The 23,181-nt window shown below is 64.4% G+C and carries 14 protein-coding genes and 1 tRNA gene; 4 read left to right on the top strand and 11 right to left on the bottom strand.

Annotation, left to right across the window (positions count from 1 at the left end; translation table 11 throughout):
- Position 1 precedes the first annotated feature (1 nt).
- From OWC48_RS06855 to OWC48_RS06865, 3 genes are read right to left on the bottom strand one after another with little or no spacing between them, the layout of a single operon-like run.
- The gene (locus OWC48_RS06855; protein ID WP_282519282.1) at positions 2–1,522 is read right to left on the bottom strand and encodes an amino acid ABC transporter permease; all 1,521 of its coding nucleotides are present in this window, start codon (positions 1,520–1,522) and stop codon (positions 2–4) included.
- Entirely contained in the window at positions 1,519–2,724 is a 1,206-nt protein-coding gene (locus OWC48_RS06860) for an amino acid ABC transporter permease (protein ID WP_282519283.1), read from the bottom strand. The genes OWC48_RS06855 and OWC48_RS06860 overlap by 4 nt, the downstream gene beginning before the upstream one ends.
- 19 nt (positions 2,725–2,743) lie before the next feature.
- Positions 2,744–3,760, bottom strand: a complete 1,017-nt coding sequence (locus tag OWC48_RS06865; protein ID WP_282519284.1) for an amino acid ABC transporter substrate-binding protein — start codon at positions 3,758–3,760, stop codon at positions 2,744–2,746.
- 393 nt (positions 3,761–4,153) lie between these two features.
- On the opposite strand from OWC48_RS06865, the gene metC reads away from it, so the two are divergent.
- Both metC and OWC48_RS06875 read left to right on the top strand, forming a co-directional pair.
- Entirely contained in the window at positions 4,154–5,338 is a 1,185-nt protein-coding gene (metC, locus tag OWC48_RS06870) for a cystathionine beta-lyase (RefSeq protein ID WP_282519285.1), read from the top strand.
- 177 nt (positions 5,339–5,515) lie between these two features.
- A complete protein-coding gene (locus tag OWC48_RS06875) occupies positions 5,516–7,204 on the top strand; it encodes a Na/Pi cotransporter family protein (RefSeq protein WP_282519286.1) in 1,689 nt (562 codons plus the stop codon).
- A 9-nt stretch (positions 7,205–7,213) separates the two neighbouring features.
- Here the strand turns inward: OWC48_RS06875 and OWC48_RS06880 are convergent, their stop codons facing one another.
- From OWC48_RS06880 to OWC48_RS06910, 7 genes are all read right to left on the bottom strand, one after another.
- The gene (locus OWC48_RS06880) at positions 7,214–7,552 is read right to left on the bottom strand and encodes a lipid-A-disaccharide synthase N-terminal domain-containing protein (protein ID WP_282519287.1); all 339 of its coding nucleotides are present in this window, start codon (positions 7,550–7,552) and stop codon (positions 7,214–7,216) included.
- Positions 7,549–8,286 carry a glycosyltransferase family 2 protein gene (locus OWC48_RS06885; protein WP_282519288.1) on the bottom strand — a complete coding sequence of 246 codons (738 nt, stop codon included), beginning with the start codon at positions 8,284–8,286 and terminating at the stop codon, positions 7,549–7,551. Before OWC48_RS06885 ends, OWC48_RS06880 begins: the two co-directional genes overlap by 4 nt.
- A gap of 67 nt (positions 8,287–8,353) precedes the next feature.
- Positions 8,354–9,199, bottom strand: a complete 846-nt coding sequence (locus tag OWC48_RS06890) for a phosphatase PAP2 family protein (protein ID WP_282519289.1) — start codon at positions 9,197–9,199, stop codon at positions 8,354–8,356.
- 1 nt (position 9,200) lies between these two features.
- Complete coding sequence (locus OWC48_RS06895) at positions 9,201–10,943, bottom strand: glycosyltransferase family 39 protein (protein ID WP_282519290.1); 1,743 nt, start codon at positions 10,941–10,943, stop codon at positions 9,201–9,203.
- Positions 10,944–10,993: 50 nt separating this feature from the next.
- A complete protein-coding gene (pbpC, locus tag OWC48_RS06900; protein ID WP_282519586.1) occupies positions 10,994–13,144 on the bottom strand; it encodes a penicillin-binding protein 1C in 2,151 nt (716 codons plus the stop codon).
- A gap of 84 nt (positions 13,145–13,228) precedes the next feature.
- Complete coding sequence (locus tag OWC48_RS06905) at positions 13,229–18,433, bottom strand: alpha-2-macroglobulin (RefSeq protein ID WP_282519291.1); 5,205 nt, start codon at positions 18,431–18,433, stop codon at positions 13,229–13,231.
- Positions 18,430–18,672, bottom strand: a complete 243-nt coding sequence (locus OWC48_RS06910) for a hypothetical protein (RefSeq protein ID WP_282519292.1) — start codon at positions 18,670–18,672, stop codon at positions 18,430–18,432. The genes OWC48_RS06905 and OWC48_RS06910 overlap by 4 nt, the downstream gene beginning before the upstream one ends.
- A 174-nt stretch (positions 18,673–18,846) precedes the next feature.
- Between OWC48_RS06910 and OWC48_RS06915 the strand changes: the two genes are divergently transcribed.
- Positions 18,847–18,923, top strand: a tRNA-Arg gene (locus OWC48_RS06915).
- 2 nt (positions 18,924–18,925) lie between these two features.
- Here the strand turns inward: OWC48_RS06915 and OWC48_RS06920 are convergent.
- On the bottom strand, positions 18,926–20,026 hold the full coding sequence (locus tag OWC48_RS06920; protein WP_282519293.1) for a tyrosine-type recombinase/integrase: 1,101 nt from the start codon (positions 20,024–20,026) through the stop codon (positions 18,926–18,928).
- Between the two features lie 1,309 nt (positions 20,027–21,335).
- Between OWC48_RS06920 and OWC48_RS06925 the strand changes: the two genes are divergently transcribed.
- Positions 21,336–22,718, top strand: coding sequence for an ATP-binding protein (locus OWC48_RS06925; RefSeq protein WP_282519294.1), 1,383 nt, complete (start codon positions 21,336–21,338; stop codon positions 22,716–22,718).
- Positions 22,719–23,181 lie beyond the last annotated feature (463 nt).

Genomic DNA, 23,181 nt, shown 5'->3' on the forward strand with positions numbered 1-23,181 from the left:
ATCAGTTGCGACGGTGGGCGTTGAGGCGGTGCTCGACGAAGAGCGAGTAGCGCGACATTCCAAAGCAGAAGATGAAGTAGATGATCCCGGCGAAGGCAAAGCCGGTGAACGCGGTCGACGGCGTCGACCATTTCGGATCCGAGAACGACGCCCGGAGCGAGCCCAGCAGGTCGAACAGCGCCACGATCGAGACCAGCGACGTGTCCTTGAACAGCGAGATGAAGCTGTTGACGAGGTTCGGAATGACGTGGCGCAGCGCCTGCGGCAGCACGATCAGCGAGGTCGTCTTCCACCAGGACAGGCCCAGAGCGGCTGCCGCTTCGCCCTGCCCGCGCGGGATCGCGGCCAACCCGCCGCGGACGTTCTCGGCCTGATAGGCACCGGTGAACAGCGAAATGCCGATCAGCGCGCGCACCAGACCGTCGACCGTGAAATTGCCCGGCAGGAACAAAGGCAGCATGTAGGTCGCGAAAAACAGCACGGTGATCAGCGGCACGCCGCGCCAGAACTCGATGAAGGCGATCGAGAAGATCCGGATCAGCGGAATGGTCGAGCGGCGGCCGAGCGCCAGCGCGATGCCGATCGGCAGCGAGGTGACGATGCCGGTCACGGAGACCACCAGCGTTACCAGAAGCCCGCCCCACAAATTGGTGGTCACGACCGGCAGGCCGCCGTGATCGAGCCCCATCAGCTTGATCACGACCGCGATGGCCATGAAGGTGGCGATGCTGGATGTCAGAGCCCGGCCGCCGGTGCGAACGCCGCCACCGAGAACGAAGGCGATCAGGGAGACGATCGCCGCCGTGATGGCGAAATCGGCCCAGACCGACTGGCCCGTTCCCTGGAACTGGTCACGCAGCCAGGTCAGCGGAAAGATCAGCCAGTAGATCGCGCTGCCGACCAGCACGATGAGATTGCCGGCAACCCAGAAGAGCGGTGCGATGGCCGAGGTCTTGCCGAGACTGAGCAGAGCCTGCCCGGCGCCGATGATGCTGTCATCGAACAATTGCAACAGGCCGGCCGTCCAGCTCAGGCCGAACCCGGTGATGCCGCCGCCGTGCAGCAGAAAGAACGCCACCACGGGAAAAGCGAAGAAGAAGAGACTTGCGTTCAGTCCTTTCGCCGGCAGGCGCGGAATCAGCAGCGGCAGCAGCAGAGCCGCCGCCAGGATCAGCGAGAGATTGACCCGCCAACGCTCGGCCTCGGGATAGAAGCCGTAGATCAGTTGCGGCAGCTTGGCCTGGATGTAGGGCCAGCAGGCGCCGACCGTAAAGCCGGCATTCTCGGTCAGGCACGCCGTGCGATCCTTGCCGGTCCAGACCGCATCAACCATCAGGAACCTGACGGAGGGAACGATGGTGAACCAGAGCAGCAAGGCGCCGACGATCGTGAGCAGGATGTTGGTCGGCGAATTGAACAGGCGGGTGCGCACGAGGCCAATGAAGCCCGTGGTCTTCACCGGCGCGGGACGCTCGGTGAGCAGGTCCCGGCGGACGTAGGCGGACGAGGTGATGTCGCTCATGCGCCGAGGCTCCGGCTGACGCGCCAACCGTACACGCTCATGATGGCGCTCGTGAGCAGCGAGATCAGGAGGTAGACGCCCATCGTCATGGCAATGATCTCGATCGCCTGCCCGGTCTGGCTCAGCGACGTGCCGGCGAACACCGACACCAGGTCAGGATAGCCGATCGCGACCGCGAGCGAGGAATTCTTGGTGAGATTGAGGTACTGGTTGGTCAGCGGCGGCACGATGACGCGCATCGCCTGCGGCACGACGATCAGGCGGAGCGTGGTGCCGCGGCTAAGGCCGAGGGAGGATCCCGCCTCCATCTGCCCCCTGTGCACGGACAGGATGCCGGCGCGCACGATCTCGGCGATGAAGGCGGCGGTGTAGGTCGACAGCGCCAGCGTCAGCGCCACGAATTCCGGGATGATCCGCGAGCCGCCGGCGAAATTGAAGCCCTTGAGCTGCGGCACCTCGAAGGTGAAGGGCACACCGGATACCAGCATGGTGGCAAGCGGCAGGCCGAACAGCAGGCCCAGCACATAGGGCCAGATCCGGATCATCTGCCCCCGCTGAAACAACGCTCGCCGTGCGTAGATGCGCAAGGCCAGCGACGCCACGATGCCGAACGCCAGCACCGCGAGGAACGCCTCGAAGCCGCTCTCGCCGATCGGGCGCGGAATGACGAGGCCGCGATTGCTGATGAAGGCCAAGCCGAGCAGCGAGATGCTCTGCCGCGGATTTGGCAAGGCCGCGAGCACCGCCAGGTACCAGAACAGGATCTGGAACAGCAGCGGCAAATTGCGGATGATCTCGACATAGATCTCGCCGACGCGCGACAACAGCCAGTTGGGCGACAGCCGGCACAGCGCGACGATGAAGCCGATCACGGTGGCGAAGAAGATGCCCACCACCGAGACCACGAGCGTGTTCAAAAGCCCGACCACGAACACGCGCAGGAATGTGTCCGAGCCGGTGTAGGAGATCAGGGTCTGGTTGACGTCGAAGCCGGCATTGTTCCGGAGGAAGCCGAAGCCGGCGGCAATGTGCTGGTTTTCGAGGTTGGCCCGGGCGTTGGAGACGATCTCATAGCCAATCCAGCCCAGGATCGCCGCGAAGGCAAACTGGACGGCGACGCCGTTCCAGCCCGCCTTGCCGCCCAGAACGCGCCTGATCTTCAGCGCGATCTGGGCCGGCGGTTTTCGAGCCTCGGTGCTCATCGCCGCGGATCAGGCGGGATCAGCGGATCGGCGGCGCGTACTGGAGACCGCCCTTGTTCCAGAGATTGTTGAGGCCTCGGTTGATGGCGAGCGGCGAACCGGCGCCGACGTTGCGGTCGAACACCTCGCCGTAATTGCCGACGGCCTTCACGATCCGCACCACCCAGTCCTTGGTCAGGCCGAGCTGTTCGCCGAAATTGCCGTCGCTGCCGAGCACGCGCTTCAGCTCCGGATTTTCCAGTTTCGCCTTCTCGTCGACGTTCTTCGAGGTCACGCCGAGCTCTTCGGTGGTAACCAGGGCGAACAGCGTCCATTTCACGATGTCGAACCACTGGTCGTCGCCGTGGCGCACCATCGGCCCGAGCGGCTCCTTCGAGATGATTTCGGGGAGCACCATATGGTCGTTGGGATTGGCAAGCTTGAGGCGGTTGGCGTACAGGCCCGACTGGTCGGTGGTGAAGACGTCGCAGCGCCCGGCTTCATAGGCCTTGACGGTTTCATCGTTGGTGCCGAACGCGATCACCTCGTACTTCATGTTGTTGGCCTTGAAGTAGTCGGCGAGGTTCTGCTCGGTGGTGGTGCCGGTCTGGACGCAGACCGAGGCGCTGTTAAGCTCGAGCGCCGAATTCACCTTGAGCGACTTCTTCACCATGAAGCCCTGCCCGTCATAATAGGTGACGCCGGTGAAGTTGGCGCCGAGCGAGGTGTCGCGCGAGATGGTCCAGGTGGTGTTGCGCGAGAGCACGTCGATTTCGCCGGATTGCAGCGCCGTGAAACGGTCCTTGGCGGACAACGGCACGTACTTGACCTTGGTCGCATCGTTGAAGATCGCCCCGGCGATCGCGCGGCAGAGGTCGACGTCAAGCCCGGTCCAGTTGCCCTTGTCGTCGGGCGAGGAGAAGCCGGGCAGACCCTGGCTGACGCCGCAGGACAGCATGCCCCGGTCCTTGACGGTCTTGAGCGTTTGCGCATCGGCGGCCTGGGCGGAGAGGCCGGCGGCGAGAGCGAGAGTGAGAGCCAGGGTTACGCGTTTCATGGGCTGAAGGCCTTTCAAAGTCGTCTCAAGGTCAGGAATGTCGTCTTTGGGATCGTCTCCGCGAGGGCTAGCCGCATCAGGACTAGCCTTGCAAGAGTCATGCTGGAAAACCTTGCCGAACACTCGCCCATCCCGGGAGGCCATACCTTAATCCCCGCCGCAGGCGCCCGCCATTATGGCTGTGACGCAAGGTCCGGTCAGACGATGGATCGAAGGTCGCGGCAGCCCCTCAACATGCGGCGACTGAATAGCACCCACGCATCTCAGAACGACTGGCGAGCCGGGTCAAGGGGTTGACGGGACTCTTCTGTGTTCTGTTATTAACGGCAGCGGCCTTCGGCCGGCCCGCGGGCGCGGCGCGCCCGGTGGAAACGCGGTTTTGAAAGCAGACGCATGGATTCCTCGCACCCCTCCCAACAGCACGCCGAGACCCGGCTGGTGACCTCCGGCCGCGACACCAAGGCGCAGAAGGGGTTCGTCAATCCGCCGGTGTTTCACGGTTCGACCGTGCTCTATCCGACCGCCGAGGACCTGCACGCCCATCGCGGCGAGTTCCAGTACGGCCGCCACGGCACCCCCACCACCAGGGCGTTCCAGGAGACGCTGATGGCACTGGAGGGGCCGCAATGCGCCGGCGTCGGCATCGTGCCGTCAGGCCTGTCGGCGATCTCCACCACCCTGCTCTCGGTGCTGAAGACCGGCGACCATCTGCTCGTCTGCGACAACGTCTATCGGCCCTCGCGCAATTTCTGCAACGGCATGCTCGCGCGCCTTGGCATCGAGACCACCTACTTCGATCCGCTGATCGGCGCGGGCATCGACAAGCTGTTCAAGCCGAACACCCGCGCGGTGCTGGTGGAGGCGCCGGGCTCGCAGTCGTTCGAGATGCCTGATGTCCGCGCCATCGCCGAGGTCGCGCATGCGCGCGATGCGCTCGTCATCGACGACAACACCTGGGCGACGCCGCTCTATCATCGCTCGCTCGACCAGGGCGTCGACATCAGCATGCAGGCCGCCACCAAATATATCGGCGGCCATTCCGACATCATGTTCGGCACCATCTCGGCCAACGCCAAGGCGTGGCCGCAGATCGCCGAAGGCATCCGCCTGCTCGGCGTCTGCGCCGGCCCCGATGACGTCTTCCTCGCGCTGCGCGGCCTGCGCACGCTGTCGGTACGATTGGCGCAGCATCATCGCTCGGGGCTCGACGTGGCGCGCTGGCTCGCGGCCCGACCCGAGGTCGCGCGCGTGCTGCATCCGGCGCTCGAAACCGATCCCGGCCATGCGATCTGGAAGCGCGATTTCACCGGCGCGTCGGGCCTGTTCAGCATCGTGTTGAAGCCGGCGCCGCAGAAGGCCGTCGACACCATGCTCGACACGCTCAAGCTGTTCGGCATGGGCTTCTCCTGGGGCGGCTTCGAGAGCCTCGTGATTCCCTTCGATTGCGACGCCTATCGCACCGCGACCAAGTGGTCGCCGGGCGGCCCGACCCTGCGTCTTCACATCGGCCTCGAAAGCGTCGACGATCTCAAGTCCGATCTCGATCGCGGCTTCGCTGCCCTCAAGGCGGCAATGTGAGCCTGCTCACAAGGCATCGCGCCTCGGGACGCGGCAATCGCGCCGGCGGACGCGCAAAACGCGCGCCGCGGGAACGCGCAGCCGCCGCAAACGTTAGCGCGGATGTGCGAACAAAGGGGTTGAACCGCTGACGTTTGGCGCTAGCCTCACCAATCGACTCCAATCCGGACGCGGAGCATGGGAACGTTGGTTCTGCTCGATCTGATGGGCGGCGTGGCGCTGTTGCTGTGGGGCCTGCACATGGTCCACAGCGGGATTCTGCGCGCCTTCGGCCCGGACCTGCGGCGGCTGCTCGGCAAGGCGCTCGGCAACCGATTCAACGCGTTCGCCGCCGGGCTCGGCCTCACCGCGCTGCTCCAGAGCAGCACGGCGACGGCGCTGATCACCAGCTCATTCGCGGCAGAGGGCCTCGTCAGCCTCACTGCCGCGCTCGCCATCATGCTGGGAGCCAACGTCGGCACGACGCTGATCGTGCAGGTGCTGTCGTTCAACATCGCAGCCGTTGCGCCTGTCCTGTTCGTGCTCGGGCTCGTCGCCTTCCGCTCCGGCCCACGGTCGCGGATCAAGGATATCGGGCGCGTCTTCATAGGCCTCGGCTTGATGCTGCTGTCGCTGCACATCCTGCTCGACACGCTGGCTCCGGCCGAGAACGCGCCGGGTGTTCGTGTCATGATGTCCGCGATCACGGGCGATCCCGTGCTCTGCATCGTCATCGCCGCGCTCGTCACCTGGGCGGTGCATTCGAGCGTCGCCAGCGTGCTGCTGATCATGTCGCTGGCCTATTCGCAGTTCATCACGCCTTATGCGGCCCTCGCGCTGGTGTTGGGGGCCAATCTCGGCAGCGCCATCAATCCCGTGTTCGAGGGCGCCCGGCGCGACGATCCCGCGAGCTACCGCCTGCCGCTCGGCAATCTCGCCAACCGCGTGATCGGGATCGCGTTGGTGCTGCCGTTCCTGAATGGGATCGCCGAGCACATGCACGCCTGGCAGCCCGATCTCGCCAGGATGACGGCGGCCTTCCACATCGCCTTCAACGTGGGCACCGCCGTCATCTTCATCGGCCTGCTCGACATCATGTCCCGGCTCCTGACCCGGCTGCTGCCCGATCGCGTCCGGGAAGACGATCCGGCCCGGCCGCGCTATCTCGACGAGAGCGCGCTGGAGACGCCGTCGCTGGCGCTCGCCGACGCCGCGCGCGAGACCTTGCGCATGGGCGATCTGGTCGAGGTCATGCTGCGCAAGGTGATGGCGGCGATGATGACCGGCGACCGCGCGCTGGTCGACCAGGTCACGAAGATGGACAATGTCGTCGACAGCCTTGACGAAGCCGTCAAGCTCTACGTGACGAAGCTGATGCGGGGCAGCCTCGACGAGAGCGAGGGGCGGCGCGCGATGGAGATCATCTCCTTCGCCATCAACCTCGAGCATATCGGCGACATCATCGACAAGAGCCTGAGCGAGCTCGCGACCAAGAAGATCAAGCGGCGCTTCCAGTTCTCGGCCGAGGGCGCCGAGGAGCTCGCCGCCTTCCACAAGCGCACGATGGACTCGCTGCGGATCGCCTTCGGCGTCTTCATGTCGGGCGATGCCAACGAAGCGCGCAAGCTGCTGGTGGAGAAGACAACGCTAAAGAACACCGAGCTCGCCGCCGTCGAGCGTCATCTCGACCGCCTGCGCGAGGGCCGCCCCGAGACCATCGAGACCACCTCGCTGCATCTCGATGTGCTGCGCGACCTGCGCCGCATCCACTCGCATATCTGCTCGGTCGCCTATCCGGTGCTCGATGCCGCCGGTGAGCCTTATCGCAGGAGCGAGGCGGATACCGCCCTGCCCGCCTCCGGCGCGGCGTCGGCGTTGCCGCGCTAGCGGCGCGTCTCAGCGATCCAGCGTCTTCGAGGCGCGGCTGCGGTTCTTGATGATCAACATGATGTTGCGGATGTAGATGATGGTCGCGAGCGCCTGTCCGAGGATGATGACGGGCTCGCGCTTCACGACGCCGTAGACCAGCGTCATCAGGCCGCCGCCCATCGAGCAGAACCAGAACGCCATCGGCACCACGCTGTTGCCGGCCCGCTCGCTCGCGATCCACTGCACCAGGAAGCGCGCGGTGAAGAACAGCTGCGCGACGAGGCCGAACGCCAGCCAGAAATCGAACTTGGCGACGAAGACGTCGTAGAGATAGTTATTCAACGCCTGACCGTATTGGATGATCATGCCTTCACCTCAGTCACGTCTGGTGTCGGCTTCTTGCGGCGGATCAGCCACCATACGCCGACGAGATCCATGATGCCGATCCACAGCCGGTCGAAGAAACCATAGTTTGACACGCCGGAATGGCGCGGCCGGTCGATCACGTCGACATAGGCGATGTCGTAGCCCTCGCGGCGCACCAGCGCCGGCAGGAAGCGATGCAGACCATCAAAATAGGGCATCATCAGGAACACGTCGCGCCGGAACGCCTTCAGGCCGCAACCGGTATCGCGCGTTCCATCCTTCAGGATCGCATTGCGGACGCCGTTCGCCACCCGCGACTGGAATTTCTTGAAGCCGGTGTCCTTGCGTCCGACACGCTGACCGGCCGCGAGACCGACGCGCCCCGCCCCCTTCTCGACCGCCGTGATCAGATCCGGCAGGAAGCCGGGATTGTTCTGCCCGTCGCCGTCGAGCGTCGCCACGATCGCGCCACGTGCTGCGCGCACGCCACTGCGCACTGCTGCCGACTGGCCGCCTGATCTGGCATGGCGAAGCTGCCGGAGATTGTCCCGCTGTTGCATCATCGCGCCGAGCCGTTCGCCGGTCGCGTCCGTCGAGCCGTCATTGACGTAGATGATTTCATAGGCCCAGCGGCCGTCCAGCGCCGCGCCGATCTCCTCGATCAGCGGCGCGATGTTGTCGGCTTCGTTGCGCACGGGAACGACGATGGAAACCGAAGGCTGGGACGACGACAAATCGAAAGCTCGTGGTTGGAATTGGCCTGCGACCTGAGGAACCGGCGACCCCGGCAGGCAGTCGCTTTTATGGGGCGGATGCCCCGTGGGCAACCCTTTTGAGGCGGCCCGAGACCGCCCCTGCAAGAGGCACAATGGTGCCGTCGGCGCGGATGGCAAAGCCGAGCCTCCGGGCCGCGAACCAGTAGCGCACCGCCATGGCGCCGACCATGCCGACCAGAGCGCCGGCGACGACGTCGCTCGGATGATGCGCGAGCAGCACCAGCCGGGTCAGCAGGATCACGATTGCGTAAGTGAACATGAACACGCGCAGGCGCGGCCACAGCGCCGAGACCGCAAACGCCAGCGCGAACGCCGTCACCGCATGACCCGACGGCAGGCTGGCATAAGCCCCTGTTCCCTCGAACGGGATGAAGTTGAACGGATCGGCCTTGCCGCCCACGAACGGACGTCCGCGACCGATGAGATATTTGAGGATCTCGGCAACGAACACGGACAGGGCGACAGACAGAAACAAGAACTGCAGCCGCGTGCCAAGGCCGAGCAGCAATCCGCGACGGGTGTCGTGCAATCCCGCTGCAACGAGCGCCAGGACCACCAGCGTCCCCCCGAGCACGGAGAGCACATACTCGTCCTTGCCGAAATCGGTGAGGATGCGGATCGGCCACAGGCTCGGCGTGCCGCGCGCCGGCATCAGCTGGATCTCGGTCTGATCGAACGCGAGCATCAGCACGATGATCAAGGCCGCACCGGCGGCGCTGAGCCACAGCGAATGCCGCGCCAGATTTCGCGCGGCTTCGGCGCGGCGCGAATGCGAAGGCGTACGAACGAGCTGCGCCAGGGCACGGCCCGAAACCGCGAGCAATTGCGCGGGATAGCCCGGGCGCGGCGCGATGTCGGCTGGTGCCGGCATCCTACTCAGTGCCTTCCGAGCGGAAGATCGAGATCGAGATCGCGCGCCCTTGCGAGAAATTATAGCCGTCGATGCGCGCACCTACCTTGTAGCGCAGCCCGATCGCCTCGGCGCGCTGCACGAAGCTGCGCTCCGAGCGCTGCTCGATCAGAGCGAAGCGACAGCTCCCCTGCCGCAGGAAATCCGCCGCGCCCGAGCCGTCGGTCAGCAGCGTCTGCGTGCCCGTCAGGAACACGAGGCTCGGCTCGTGATAGCCGGCAGCGGCCGCCTTCGGCCCGACGCAGGTGACGTTGCGAAGCGCGCGCGCGATCTCGATGCTCGGAAACAGCGGGGTCAGCGACGGCAGCACGATGCCGTAGACCACGACCGCCAGCATCAGCGCTGCGACCAGTGCGTTGAGCAGCGAGCGCTCGGCGCGATTGGTGTCGAACAGCCACCACGCGAACAGGCCGAAGATGAGCGAGGCCGCGATGAACGGCCAGGCCACGAAGGCCGGTTGCCGCGTCAGCATGACCGCGCCGACCACGGCGATGATCGAGGCGGCAGCGGGAATCGCGAACCACCAGGCCGAGCCGCGCGCGAGCCACGAGCGCGACAGGACGTTGCGCTCCAGCGCACCGACGGTGAGGATCGCGATCGCCGGATACAGCGGCAGCACGTAATGCGGCAGCTTGGTCAGCACCGCCTCGAACACGATCCAGGATGGAATCAGCCAGGCCAGCAGGAACTGCGCGCCGGGCTCGCGCCGGGCCCGCCACACCGCCGGCGCCGCCATCGCCGCAAGCGGCGCGCCCGGCCAGAATGTGATCCAGAACAGCGCCAGATACAGTCCAGGCGGCGCGCCATGGGATTCCTGGGCGCCGATTTTGCTCAGCATGTCGCCGCCGACGGAATCGGCGAAGAAGGCATCGCCGGCGCGCCAGAAGATCGCGACGAACCAGGGCAGCACCAGCACCAGCATCCACATCAGGCCCCAGAGCGGACGCAGCTTCCATAGCCACGAGGCATCACGGTCCTGGATCGCGAGCGCGACGATGGTCAGGCCTGCGAGCATCAGGATCAGCGGACCCTTGATCAGGATACCGACCGCGAGCGCGGTCCAGAAGATCGCGGGCCAGCTCCAGGGCGGATGGGTCTCATCCTCTGCGCGCTGCCACGACAGATAGGCGCGCGACATCGCGCCCATCGCGGCGGTCACGCAGAACAGCAGCACCGCATCGGTTTTCGCCAGCCGTGCCTCGACGCCGAGCAGCACGGAGGCACACATCAGGAGCGCGGCAAGCACCGCCGCGCGCCGCGTGACGAAGCCGAGCGCGGCCCAATAGGTCATCAGCACGGCGCCGATGGCGCCGATCAGCGACGGCAGCCTGTACACCCAGATCCGCAATTCGGCCTTCGGCAGCTTGAGCGCGGACGCGGCTTCAACCGCGGCCGATTGCAACCAGTAGATGCCGACCGGCTTCTTGTAGCGGACGTCTTCCTGGAATCGGATGTCGACATAATCGCCGCTCTCGACCATCTGCTTGGTCGCTTGCGCAAACCGCGCCTCGTCGCGGTCAACAGGCGGGATGGTGAAGAAGCCCGGGAGGAATAGCAGCAGCGCGCAGAGCAGCAGGAAGCCGACCGCGCGGGCGTGGCTGGCCGTGGCGACGTCGAGCATGGACACGAGCCGGCTGCCCGGATTTACGGGCGCTTTCGGCTCGCGGGGGGCTCCAAAACGGGGGCTGGGATAGGTCTCGGCCATTGGTTCCGCTTACGCTGAAACCGTCATTCCGACAACCGGTTAAGGCGGGGTCATTGAATTCGAACGACAACTGTGTCCGCGGCGCCAGTGGCGTCGATCACGGTCAGCCGCGCAAAGCCCGGACCGGGCGGATCGATCAGGCGCTGGCGGCGCCCGTCGATCTCGCCGAGTGACGCTCCGTTAACCATGACGGTCATGGGAAGGACGCCGCCGGCGACTTTCACCGGCATGGCCGCACTCCCCTCGCCGCCGGAGCGGTCGACATCGATCCGCGAGCCGTTCAGCGGGAACTGGATGTGCAGCGCCTGCTCGCTGCCGGTCCGCATCAGGTCCCCGACCGGGCGGAACCGCTTCAGCGGCAATGGCAACTTGGCGTTGCTGGCGACCAGGGTTCCCTTTGGCGGCTTCGGCAACGGAACCAGCGTCTTGCCGGTGCGGGCGAAGGCGTCGAACAGGATTGGGGCTGCGGCCACGCGGCCGATCAGGCCGGGAACCGGCGCGCCGTCGGGCCGGCCGACCCAGATGCCGATGGTCATGCGGCCGTCGAAACCGACCGACCAGGCGTCGCGATAGCCGTAGGAGGTGCCGGTCTTGAACGCGATGCGGTTGTGGACGGCGTTTTCGGGCGGCGGCGTTCCCAGAAGCACGTTGCCGACCTGCCAGGCCGCGACCTGATCCAGCAGCCGCAGCGGTTCTCGATCATCTCGGCCGGTCATGAGGTCGCGCAACGGCATGGTGGTGCCGAGCCGGGCGAAACCCGTATAGAGCTGGGTGAGGTCCTGCAGTGTCACACCGACGCCGCCGAGTCCCATCGCGAGCCCCGGTGCCTCGTCCTTGGGCAGGACCAGATTCACGCCGGCCTGCCGCAGCCGCGACGACAGCCGGCTCGCGCCGACGCGGTCGAGCAGCACGATCGCCGGCACGTTCAGCGACAATTGCAGCGCCTTCTTCACCGGCACCGTGCCCTGGAACGTCATGTCGAAATTTTCCGGCGCGTAGGAGCCGAAGCGGACGGGCCGGTCGTCGATCAAGCTGTCGGGGTGGACGAAGCCGTCCTCGAAGGCGAGCCCGTAGATGAAGGGTTTTAGCGTCGAGCCCGGCGAGCGGACGGCGCGGGTCATGTCGACTTGCCCCGCCCGGCTCTCGTCGAAATAATCGGCCGAACCGACGCGGGCGAGCACGTCGCCGCTCTCATTGTCGACCACGATGATGCCGACCGAGATGTTGGGCCCGAGCGCAATGGCGCGGTCGCGCGCCAGCGGCTCCAGCACCTTCTGCAGATTGGCATCGAGCGTCAGCTTGATGACCGGCGTATCCTTGACCGTCGACAGCGCCGTGTCGGAGGCATGCGGCGCGAGGATCGGCATCGGCTTGCGCAGTTTTGGCACGGGCACGGCCTTGGCCTGCTTCGCGTCCTCAAGGCTGACCACATGCTCCTCGACCATGCGGTCCAGCACGCGGTCGCGCGCCTTGCGTGCGGCCTCGGGATAACGATCGAGCCGGCGCGTCTCCGGCGATTGCGGCAGCGCCACCAGCAGCGCGGCCTCGGCCAGCGAGAGCCGCTTCGGCTCCTTGCCGAGATAGGCGATCGAGGCTGAGCGGATGCCTTCGAGATTGCCGCCGTAGGGGGCCAGGGCGAGATAGAGGTCCAGGATCTCGTCCTTGCTCATGCTGCGCTCGATCTCGATCGCGCGTACGATCTGGCGCAGCTTGGCATAGAGCGAGCGTTGTCGCCGCGGCTCCATCAGGCGCGCAAGCTGCATGCTGATGGTCGAACCGCCCGAGACGATGTGGCCGCGCGTGGTGAGCTGTAGTGCGGCGCGCCCGAGAGCGAGCGGGTCGAGACCGTTATGCGCGTAGAAGCGCTGGTCCTCATAGGCGAGCAGCAGCTTGAGATAGGTCGGATCGACGTTGGCCTTGGCATCGACCGGCAGCCGCCAGCGGCCGTCGGCCATGGCATAAGCGCGCAGCAGTTTTCCGTTGCGATCGACGACCGTGGTGGAGACCTGGCGCGCCTCGTCGAGCGGCAGCGGGCCGAGCGAGTAGACCCAGGCGACGAAGCCACAGGTGGCGAGGATGAGCGTGAGTGCGAAGGCGGAGAGGACGCGAAAGCCCCTGCCCCTGGCTCCGTCATGGCCGGGGTTGTCCCGGCCATCCACGTTCTTCGTCGAGGCAACAAGGTCCGTGGATGCCCGGGACATCTGCGCGAAGACGCGCTTCGCGCTTTTGCCCGGGCATGACGACGGAATTTGTGGCCCGTACGGAGCGTCAGTCATTCCAAACACTCACTTTGCCGCCCGCACCTCGACGTTACCCGTCCCGGTCCGGCCGTAGCGCGAGGGATTGTACATGTCCTCGACATAGGCCTGCGGCAGCACGTATTTGCCGGGCGAGACCGCGCGCACGACGTAGGCGACGGTGAAGACCGACTTGGAGTCCGAGGCACGATCGACCGCCGCCGTGAAGCGGTCGTCACGGAACTCGGTATTTTCGGGCTCCTCGCCGTCCTCGATCCAGTCCAGCGTGCCGCTGTCGCCCGACGACACCAGCTTCGGATTGTCGATCTCGAGGCCCGCGGGCAGATAGTCGGACACCATGATGTGGCCGTACTCGGGCTTCGCCTCGGTGATCTTCAGCACCACGGCGAAACGCTGGTTCTGCTTGACCTTGCTGATGTCGGCGGGCTTGCCGTCGAGCGTGAAATAATTGCGCTCGATCTTGAAGCCGTTCGATGCAGCCGGCTCCGGCGTGACCGGCGAGCCCGACACCGAGACCACCGCCTGCACCGGCGCATCGCCGGTGTTGGTGATCTTCAGTGGCTTGCCCTCCAGCGTCACGGCCTTGTAGCTGCGGTACAGCGCGGTCTTGACCGGCTGGCCGTCGACGTCCATCGACAGGTTCTCCTTGGCGAGCGCGCGCGCCGCCAGTACCAGCCACGCATTCTCCTGCGTCGAGGTGTAGGGCGTCAGCCCTCGCGCGACTTCGACCCGCGACACCGCCTGCGTCAGCGTCGCCTTCGGCGCGTTGCCTTCGCTGGCGAGCGAGACCAGCGCTGCGGCATCGCGCAGCTGCGAGCCGTAGTCGGTGCGGCCGAACTCCAGCACCGGCTTCGGCGCGAGGCCGTCGAGCGCGGCACCGTAGACCCGCTCCGCGCGGTTGCGGTCGCCGACCAACGCCAGTGCCGCCGCAAGCTGCGACTTCGCGATCGGCGTCGCGAGGTTGGAGAGCTTGGTGTCGGCGAGATAGCGGAGATCGCCGATCGGCGCCACGCCATTGCGTGCGAGCACGTAGAGGCCGTAGGCGAGATCGCGCCCGCCGTCCTTGTCGGGCTCGTTGCCGTTCACGACCGAATTGCGGATGCGGTCGAGCGCGTTCTTGAACAGCACGTCCGGCACCGCAAAGCCCTTTTCGCGGGCGCGGGTGAGGAAGTCCGTCACGTAGGCGTCGAGCCAGGCGTCGTCGCCTCCGGCCGACCACAGGCCGAAGGAGCCGTTGGAGCCCTGGCGCGCCAGCAGCCGCTCGATCGCATCGCGGATGCGCTGGTCGACCTCGGTGTCCATGGCCAGATGCGCGCCGGCAGCGAGCTCGTTGACATAGAGCAACGGCAAGGCACGGCTCGTGATCTGTTCGGAGCAGCCATAAGGGTAGCGGTCGAGCGCCTTTAGGATCGTTGCGGCGTCGAGCGCCGTCGACAGGCTGGCCGAAACCGAGACGCTGCCGGTGCCCGGGACGAGATCGGAGAACATATCCGAGGTTAGCGTCAGGCTTTCACCCTTCGCCAGCGTCCGGATCGAACGCCGCGCCAGCACCTGCGTCGCCGCCTTGACGTCGAGCGCATAGTGACGCGCCAGCGCAAGGCCGTTCGGTCCCTTGATGTCGACGTCGAGCGTCGCCTGCCCCGCCGCCGTCGCGTCGATTGCGAGCGTAAACGCGTTGCGCTGCTTGGCGGCGAGCTTGACCGTGGTTGCGGGATTGCCGGTCATCTTCACCGGACCGCCGGTCTTCACGTTGATGACGTAGTCGCCGGCCTGGCCCTCGACATTGTCGATCTCGAGGTTGACCGTGCCGTGGTCGCCATTGAGCAGGAAGCGCGGCAAGGTTGTGGTCAGCACCACGGGATCGCGGATCACGACATCCGTGTTGGCGCGGCCGAGCTTTGTCGCAGTCCAGGCCACCGCCATCACGCGCGCGGTGCCGGCGAACTCGGGGATATCGAAGCTCACTTCGGCGGTGCCGTCGGCGGCGACCGTGACGATGCCCGAGTAGAGCGCGAGCGGCTTTTGCGCGGGCGGAGAGCCCTGCAATTCGCCGGCACCGGCATCGCCACCTGACTTGATCTGTCCGCGCGTGCCCGACATGCCGTCGATCAGTTGCCCATAGAGATCGCGGATCTCCGCGCTCAGGCGGCGCTGGCCGAGATAATAATCGTCCGGCGCCGGCGGCTTGTAATTGGTCAGGTTGAGGATGCCGACATCGACCGCTGATATGACGACCTTGGCGTCCTCGCCCGGATTGAGCCCGTCGAGCTTGACCGGGATCTTCAACATCGCATTCGGCCGGACCAGTGCCGGCGGCGTCAGCTTCACCTGGAGCGTGCGGGTCTGCTTGTCGATGCCGAACCATTTCAGGCCGATCGCCCGGCCCGGCATGCGTTGCGCAGCCGCATCGAGCGGGCGGCGCAGCGTCGCCACCACATAGGCGCCGGTGCCCCAGTCCTTCCCGACCGGCAGCCTCACCTGCGCCGTACCTTCCTTGACGTCGATGGTCTGCGTCGTCAGCAGGCGGTCGCCGAGCACGTTGACGGTGAGCTTGCCGGCGCTGCGGACGTTCACGGACACCGTCATGGTGTCGCCGGAGACGTATTGCGGCTTGTCGATCGAGGTCTCCAGCAGGTCCGGCGTATCGGCGCTGCCGTCGGAATACCAGCCGACGTCGAACTGCACCGAGGTCACCGGACCGTCGGCGTCGTTCGACTTCACATCGAGCCGGTAGCGGCCGGGCTGCGGGCTGAGCGAGATCCGCGACGGCTTGTCGGCCGCGACCGTCACGTCGCCGTCGGAAACACGCGAAGTCGATTTGACCGGCTCGTACTCCCAGTAATTGTTCTGGCGATACCACTGGTAGCGCGACTCCATCTTCAGGAGCTCGTAGCGCAGGCCATCGCGGCGCAGTCTCTCACCCTCGGGCGAGACGAACACGACGTCGAACTCCGCCTTGTCGCCCTCGGCGACGTTCTTGTCACCGAACAGCGGCTTGATGCCGATCATGGCGTTGGCGGGCGCGACCGGCAGCACGATCTTGCGCTCGACGGCGCGGCCGCCGGTCTCGACCATGCGAACGAAGATCTGCGCCTCCTGCGGGCGCGTCGAGGCGGGCTGCTTGTCCAGCGTCACCGGGAAGGTGGCAACGCCATTGGCGTCGGCTTCCGGCAGGTTCTCCAGCGGTGTGCGCTCGTTCGAAGTTGTCTCCTCGTCGGCGACGCCGAACTGGTAGCCGGCAAAGCCCGGGCGTTCGCTCGCGGGCGCGACCAGCATGTCGCCTTCGAGCTGGAGGCCCGAAGCCGGCGCGCCATAGAGGAAATGGCCGTCCGCCTTGAGCTCCACCGGAGCGTTAGCTTTGATCAGTTTGTCCTTGGCGGACAAGTCGAATTCGATCCTGTCCGGAACGTAGTCCTCGACCATGAAGGTGGTCTCGCCGACCGATGAGCCCTTCGGATCGGTGAACGCGCGCACCCGCCAGGTCCCGGTCGGGACGGCCGAATTGAGCGGCACGGACAGCGTACGGCCGCCGGCGCCCTGGTCGGCGAGCACGGCGCGGCGGAATTCGACGCCGTCGGGGCGCTCGATCACCAGCGTCAGCGGCCCGCCGGCAACGGCGTTGCCCTGCCCGTCGCGCAAGAGCGCGGTGAGATAGACGGTCTCGCTGGAGCGATAGACGCCGCGCTCGGCATAGACGAAAGCGTCGGCGCCCGCAGGCACCGCCCGGCCCGAAACGCCGCGGTCGGACAGGTCGAAAGCCGAGGTCTTCAGGCTCAGGAAAGCATAGTCGGCCTTCTCGCCGGTGACCGTAAGCATCGCCGGCGACAGGCCGCCCTCGCCGCGCGCGAGCCCCGCCTCGAACAGCACATGGCCGCTGTCGTCCGTCTTGCGGGTCGCCAAAATCTCGTTGTTGCGGGCAACCAGCCGCACCTCGGCCTTGCCGACCGGGTCGGTCGAAGCTAGCGAATTGATGAAGACGTGGATGCCGTCATTGCCGGAATAGGCGGTGACCCCGAGGTCTGAGACGATGAACCATTGGGTGGCGAGCTGGTAGTCGTCTTCCGAGCCCGGCCCCTTGGCCGCGGCGGTCATCACATAGACGCCGGGCTGAAGCTCGCCGAGCGCCTGGTCGACCGGAAATGCGGTCGTGACATCCTGGTTCAGCGTCATCGCGGTCGCGAGCTCGCCGGTCCAGACCTTGACGCCGCGCTCGCCGCCGAGATCGGCGAGCTGGTATTTCGACAGCGTCTTCTGGAAATCGCTGTCGACCACCGTGTTGATCAGGTTGCGGTCGCCGATCCGGAAGACGTTGACGCTGACCGCGGGCGTGTTGACGCTGACCACGGGAATGCCGCGCTGGCCGGTCCGCGGCAGCACATAGGCACGGCTGGTGAAGCGCACGAACGGCTTGCGGTCGCGGACATAGACGTTGAACTCGGCCGATTTCGGCAGGCCTTCCTTGACGGTGGACGGCAGGCCGGCGCGCAGATTGATGTTGTAGCGCTCGCCGTGCTTCAGCCCGTCGACGCAGAGCTGCTTGCCTTCGGCCGACAGCGCCGGCTTGTCCTGGCCCGCCAGCGCGAGATAAGGCGCGAAATCGGTGCGCTTGGCCAGCTCTTCCGAGAACTGGAAGCAGGCGCGCGGACTCGCCGAATCCGAGTCCACGGTATAGTCGAGCAGCCGGAAGCCGTGCTCGTCGCGCATCTTCTCGTATTGGCCGCGGACGTCGGCGACCTCGCGCATGTCGAGCGACAGCCGCAGCGCATCGAGCGCCGGCCGCCACAGCTTGCGTTCGGCCAGCGACTTGCCGAGCACGGCGAGCGCATCCGCCTCCTCGCCCGGATTGCCGGCGCGCTGGTAGGCGATGTAGGCGGCGGTCGAGGCCCGCTCCAGCAGAAACGTCTGCTCGCTCGAGCTTTTCGGCGAGATCTGGAAGATCACCTTGGCGAGCCGCAGCCAGTTGCCCGTATCCTCCGGCGTGGTCGCGGCGATCTGGCCGAGCACCGACAGCCCGGTGCGGTAATCATTGCGCCGGAAGGCGGCGTCGGCGTCGGTGCGCAGCGTCGCGCTGGTCTTGGCGACCGGCCCCGCTTCGCTCTTGATCTGGGCCTCCAGCTTGATCGCGGAATCGGCGAGGTCGTCGCGCTTGAACGCCTTGTCGGCGGCCAGCGCTGCGCTAAGGCCGAGCGCCAGCGTGGCGCAGAGTGTGACGGCGCGAACAAGACCGATCATAATGGACTCCCGGAAATCGCGGCGCACGCCGCGTGAGCATGAAATGCGCGGAAAGGTGACGGACTCAAGGCGATGGAACCAAAGGTGCAAATCGTCGCATTCGCCATGACAAGGCAAGCCCTGAGGAGACCGATCGAGATATCGCCGCGCACGCCGTCCTGATGGCGCAGCCATACCTGACCCGTCGACCGGCGGCCGTGTCCCGGAAGCTGGCCAGCGGTCCCGGCGATGTAATCCATCGTCCAGTCCGCTACCGCTCAACCCGGCACCCTGACACCCCACCGTTCCGCTTGGTCGCGGCGTTGAGGAAAACGGTTCGGTTCAGACTTGGCGGGAGCGAGGATTTTTCATATTTGGCGTGATAGAAGACCGGCAGGCGGTAGCCGAGGCCGGCGCAAGGCTGGTCTCAAGACGGTCCCATAGCTCAACTGGATAGAGTAGCGGATTTCTACTCCGCGGGTTGCAGGTTCGAGTCCTGCTGGGATCGCCACGTCATTCTCTCGCTCCTGTCTTTTCAAAGACTTGGCCATCATTTTGGCTCACCGGGTTAACGGGTGAGCCAATGCCCGTTCGCGGTATGAGCTGTCCCGCTTGATGAGCCATCCGCTTGCGGTTTGCCGCCTTGGTGTAGACCTGCGCCTGGGAAATCGATGTCCACCCAAACCAAGACATCAATTGGTGGTCCGTCGCTCCGAGCTCCGCCAGATAGGTCGCGGCCGCCTTTCGAAGACCATGCGAAGTGCACCGGTCCGGCAATTTGGCATCACGGCACATTTCGCGGAACCAATTCCCGAATCCCGCGGCCGTAAAGGGCTTGCCAACGTGCGTCACGAGAAAGGTCAGGTTCTTTTTGTCCGCCGACATGGCGTCGATCGCCTCCTGGAGGCGCGGGCTCACGGTGACATCGAAGGGGACATCCGTCTTTTGCCTCCGCATCGACATCATACCGTTGCGGATATGTTGTCGCCCCATGCGAACGACGTCGCATCGGGATTGGCCAGCCTGAAGCAATAGCTCATAGGCCAGCCTTGCCCGCGTACCGAGCGCATGGTGCTGCTCAAACTGAGCGCACTCGTCGACTTCCCACGTGTGATGGCCCCTCGACTTACCCTTCAGCAGCTTCACCGCGGACAACGGATCCGCCTTGATCAGCCTGCTGGCGAGACAGTAATCGAGAAATCCGCGGAGTGCTTTGCGCCAATTAAGCTGCGCCGACGGTGTCTTGCCGGAAATGATATTCTGAAGTGCGGTCGAGTGCAGCAAGCAGATGCGCTTGCTTCCATGATCTTCCCGGAAGCGCTCCAATATGGCTCGGCGGTTGCTGCGTGTGGTCGGCGCCAGCGCCTTGAATGCATCCGACTGATAGTAGCCAACGACCGCAGCGTTCACGGTACCAGGTATCGTCCGCCCTACACCAATCTGAATCATGGTGGGCTCGCCCGATTTGGCGGCCTCGTAGTCGTTCATGAACTGCTCAGAGCCGGGCATCCCCTTCAGCCTGATCTTCTTCTGTCCGGGACGCCGATAGTAGAACACCGACTTGCCGTGCTGAGTCTCATAGCCATGCACGTTGGGCGGCAGCTTCCACTTCATTTCACGAGATCCCATTCATTTTGAACTGAAGGTCTCCCGTCGGCGTTGTCAGCGATTACAACAATCTTCCCATCGGGCTCGATCTCAACAGATCGCACCCGAACGCCGGCGGCGACGGTGGCCTCAACCACCTTCGTAATATCGCTTTTTCGGACTCTGTGGGGGCCGCGGGACATTAGGCCAGCCTCCACTTGCAGTTACTCGGCACCTCAGACTCCATCGCTCGCGTGCCGCAGATCTGCGGCGATCAGCGCGGGCATTGCATACCCGCTCGTTACGCGAGCCCCGATGGCTCTAAGACCCAGTGGGATGGCCTATAGCGTCAATATTGTTGGTTTTCTCTCAAAAAGCAAGGACGGTGTACGATCCAAGCTAAAGCCGTGTCTCAGCCGGCCCGATCGTTGATCTCGCTGCATGACGAGTTCGGCTAGTGATCGCGACCTGTCGGGCAGGCATTGTCACCTCTCCGCATGAAGCCCTTATTCCTTCTCAAAGCCATGGCTGTCGAACTTGAGGGTGCGGCTGTTCTCGGTAACGGTGCGCACGAGCTGACCGGCGGCTGCACGTTGTCGGCCATCTTCCCGATTGTTGTCGACCGATCAGCAAGAGGCAACGCAGGTGGGGTCCGAGCCTTGAAGATTATCAGGAGGAAGCCGGCGTCTATCGGCGGCGGCTGCGTAGCGGGATCACGCGCCGTTAATGGGGCTCCCCTGACGGAGCCAACGCGGTGTAATAGGCCGTCAGCATGAGGTGCCCGCTGAGGTTCCTGGGCCGGTATTGCCAGACCTCGTAGTAGTGCTGCACGCCAGCTTCCGCTGCGAACCGAGGACGCTGGAATGCAAGATCGCCTCGGGCTGGATCTCCCGTTAGCCTTCAGCCCATTTGAACCGACCGCCGAGCCATCCAGGCTCGCGCTCGTCGTGCTGGGGCCGAGTGGACCCTGATTGAGCTTCAGATAGCGCTCGTCGACCTTGATCACGTATCCGTCCGAGGTCGTCCCGTGCGGCAGGGTATTCGGTGCGTTGGGCCATCCATCCGAGCGCGATATCCGAGAGACGGGCCTCGGTTTCCGGGTAGCTGGAGCCGCACTGGGAGACCGCCCAAAAGTCATCCAAGCCGGTTGCCACTCCGATTGGAACCATAGAAATTGAGTGGGTGGATTCGAGACTTCGCGAAGCCACATCCTGGACCAAGGCGGTCGATGCGCCCCGGGGTGGTGTCGTTCGAGCTTTTGGTCTGAACAGTGAAAATAAACGATGCACGCCGACTCCTGCGATCACTCTGCGGACTGCCGCGCGAGACGCCGTGGGTGGAGTTTAAGCTCAATCGCTTTGACGAAGAAGATGTGGCCCGCTACGTTTCTGGCCTTTCCAACTCCGCGATTTTAGCAGCAGAACGGCGAGCTTATCTGGTGTACGGCGTCGCCGATGACACTCACGAAATCGTTGGCACGTCGGTCGATCTCAAAGCAAAAAAAATTGGTAACGAGGTCTTTGAGCATTGGCTCACGAGATCGTTGGACCCGCATCTGAATCTGGAGTTTGTGACCATTGATTGCGACGGGAAGCGTGTAGAGTTGATCGCAATCGATCCAGCGTTTCAACGCCCGGTGCGCTTCAAGAAGGAAGCTTTCATCAGAATTGACTCAGTGCTCAAGCCGCTCACTGACTACCCTGAACGAGAACGGCTACTTTGGTTGGCGACTGCGAGTGCCTCATTTGAAGATGGCATAGCCATTCATCATGCAACGCCGGAAGAGATTTTTGAATATCTCGCTGTCGGAGAGCTTCTATCCCTCCTCGGAAGCCGGGCGCTCAAGCCCGTGGCGATGATTGAACAGCTAGCAAAGCTTGGGCTCATTCGCGACAACATGCAGGGTCGCTTCGACGTCACTAATCTGTTCGCGCTGTTAGCAGCAAAGAATCTGTCGAAAATCCCGAGCGTAGCAACGAAAGCGCCACGTGTTATCGAATATAAGCGAACTAAGAAGGTTGACGCGGTCGGCGATGTCACTGGGCAACTTGGATACGCGATCGGCTTCTCTCGTTTGTTGCAGCACGTCATGACCCGGATGCCGCATGAAGAGGTGATGGTCGACGGCGTGAGGCAAAACAGATTTCCAATCCCCGATATTGCTGCCCGAGAGTTGATCGCAAACGCGCTCATACACCAGGACTTCACGCAGCCAGGGGCGCCCGTCGTTGAGGTGTTCAAGGACAAAATTCAGATCACCAACCCTGGTATCCCATTGATCGACACGATGCGCTTCATTGACGCGCCCTCGAAGTCTCGCAACGAGAAGCTTTCCGGAATTATGCGACGCATTGGGCTCTGCGAACAGCGCGGAAGCGGAATTGACCGGGCACTAGAAGCTATTGAGCGCGAAGCACTTCCGGCTCCGTTGTTTCGCGAAGTCGAGGGATCGACCGTCGTTGCCGTGTTTCGTCCGGGAAGTTTTGCCGAGATGGACCAAGAAGCGCGCATAAGGGCTTGCTACCAGCACGCTTGCCTGCGCTACGAGTCGAATGACTACATGACGAATGCAAGCTTTAGATTGCGCCTCGGGTTGAGGGATAAGCAGTACCCGCAGGCTTCCATCGTAATTCGGGACACGATTGATCAAGGCTTGATACGGCCGCTTACCGAAGATCAGGCAAACCGTAACGCGAAATACGTCCCTTGGTACGCCTAGTTTCTTATGTAATTGGTCTGATTCGGCTAATGTCAATTAATTGAAAATGTTCTTTAAAATCAAACACTTGGTTGAAGTTCCGTTATGTAATTGCGTTCTGGAGTCAGCTCGGGTCAATTCGATTAAGAACGAATCCCGTAGAGTCCGGACAATGCCGGCGAAAGTAACTAGAATCGGCTCGGTCGAGCCTTCGGTGATCACGGCCTCGGTCATGGCATGCGGAAGGATACGCTGACCCTCGCCGATCTATCCCTGCGCTGCCAGCTCGTCTGGCACGGTCGAGCCCGGGAGGCATTCAAGCAGTACGTCAAAGTCCCCGGGGATCGAGACCAACCAAGCTCATGATCCATGCATTATTGAGTTCCGCGAAGCGCTCCCAGCGAGCGAAGAGCGTGGCGGTGAGCGTTTACCGGGGCAATCAGTCGTTGATCGACAGGGCATCAAGCGCGCTTAAAAATCCGCT

Origin of the sequence: Bradyrhizobium sp. Arg816 (assembly GCF_029989365.1) — a bacterium.
Taxonomy (GTDB): Bacteria; Pseudomonadota; Alphaproteobacteria; order Rhizobiales; family Xanthobacteraceae; genus Bradyrhizobium.

Bases quoted from the DNA above. Each gene is read 5' to 3' on its own strand.
- OWC48_RS06855 (WP_282519282.1), bottom strand. From the start codon at position 1,522: ATGAGCGACATCACCTCGTCCGCCTACGTCCGCCGGGACCTGCTCACC.
- OWC48_RS06860 (WP_282519283.1), bottom strand. From the start codon at position 2,724: ATGAGCACCGAGGCTCGAAAACCGCCGGCCCAGATCGCGCTGAAGATC.
- OWC48_RS06865 (WP_282519284.1), bottom strand. From the start codon at position 3,760: ATGAAACGCGTAACCCTGGCTCTCACTCTCGCTCTCGCCGCCGGCCTC.
- metC (WP_282519285.1), top strand. From the start codon at position 4,154: ATGGATTCCTCGCACCCCTCCCAACAGCACGCCGAGACCCGGCTGGTG.
- OWC48_RS06875 (WP_282519286.1), top strand. From the start codon at position 5,516: ATGGGAACGTTGGTTCTGCTCGATCTGATGGGCGGCGTGGCGCTGTTG.
- OWC48_RS06880 (WP_282519287.1), bottom strand. From the start codon at position 7,552: ATGATCATCCAATACGGTCAGGCGTTGAATAACTATCTCTACGACGTC.
- OWC48_RS06890 (WP_282519289.1), bottom strand. From the start codon at position 9,199: ATGCCGGCACCAGCCGACATCGCGCCGCGCCCGGGCTATCCCGCGCAA.
- OWC48_RS06895 (WP_282519290.1), bottom strand. From the start codon at position 10,943: ATGGCCGAGACCTATCCCAGCCCCCGTTTTGGAGCCCCCCGCGAGCCG.
- pbpC (WP_282519586.1), bottom strand. From the start codon at position 13,144: ATGTCCCGGGCATCCACGGACCTTGTTGCCTCGACGAAGAACGTGGAT.
- OWC48_RS06905 (WP_282519291.1), bottom strand. From the start codon at position 18,433: ATGATCGGTCTTGTTCGCGCCGTCACACTCTGCGCCACGCTGGCGCTC.
- OWC48_RS06910 (WP_282519292.1), bottom strand. From the start codon at position 18,672: ATGGATTACATCGCCGGGACCGCTGGCCAGCTTCCGGGACACGGCCGC.
- OWC48_RS06920 (WP_282519293.1), bottom strand. From the start codon at position 20,026: ATGAAGTGGAAGCTGCCGCCCAACGTGCATGGCTATGAGACTCAGCAC.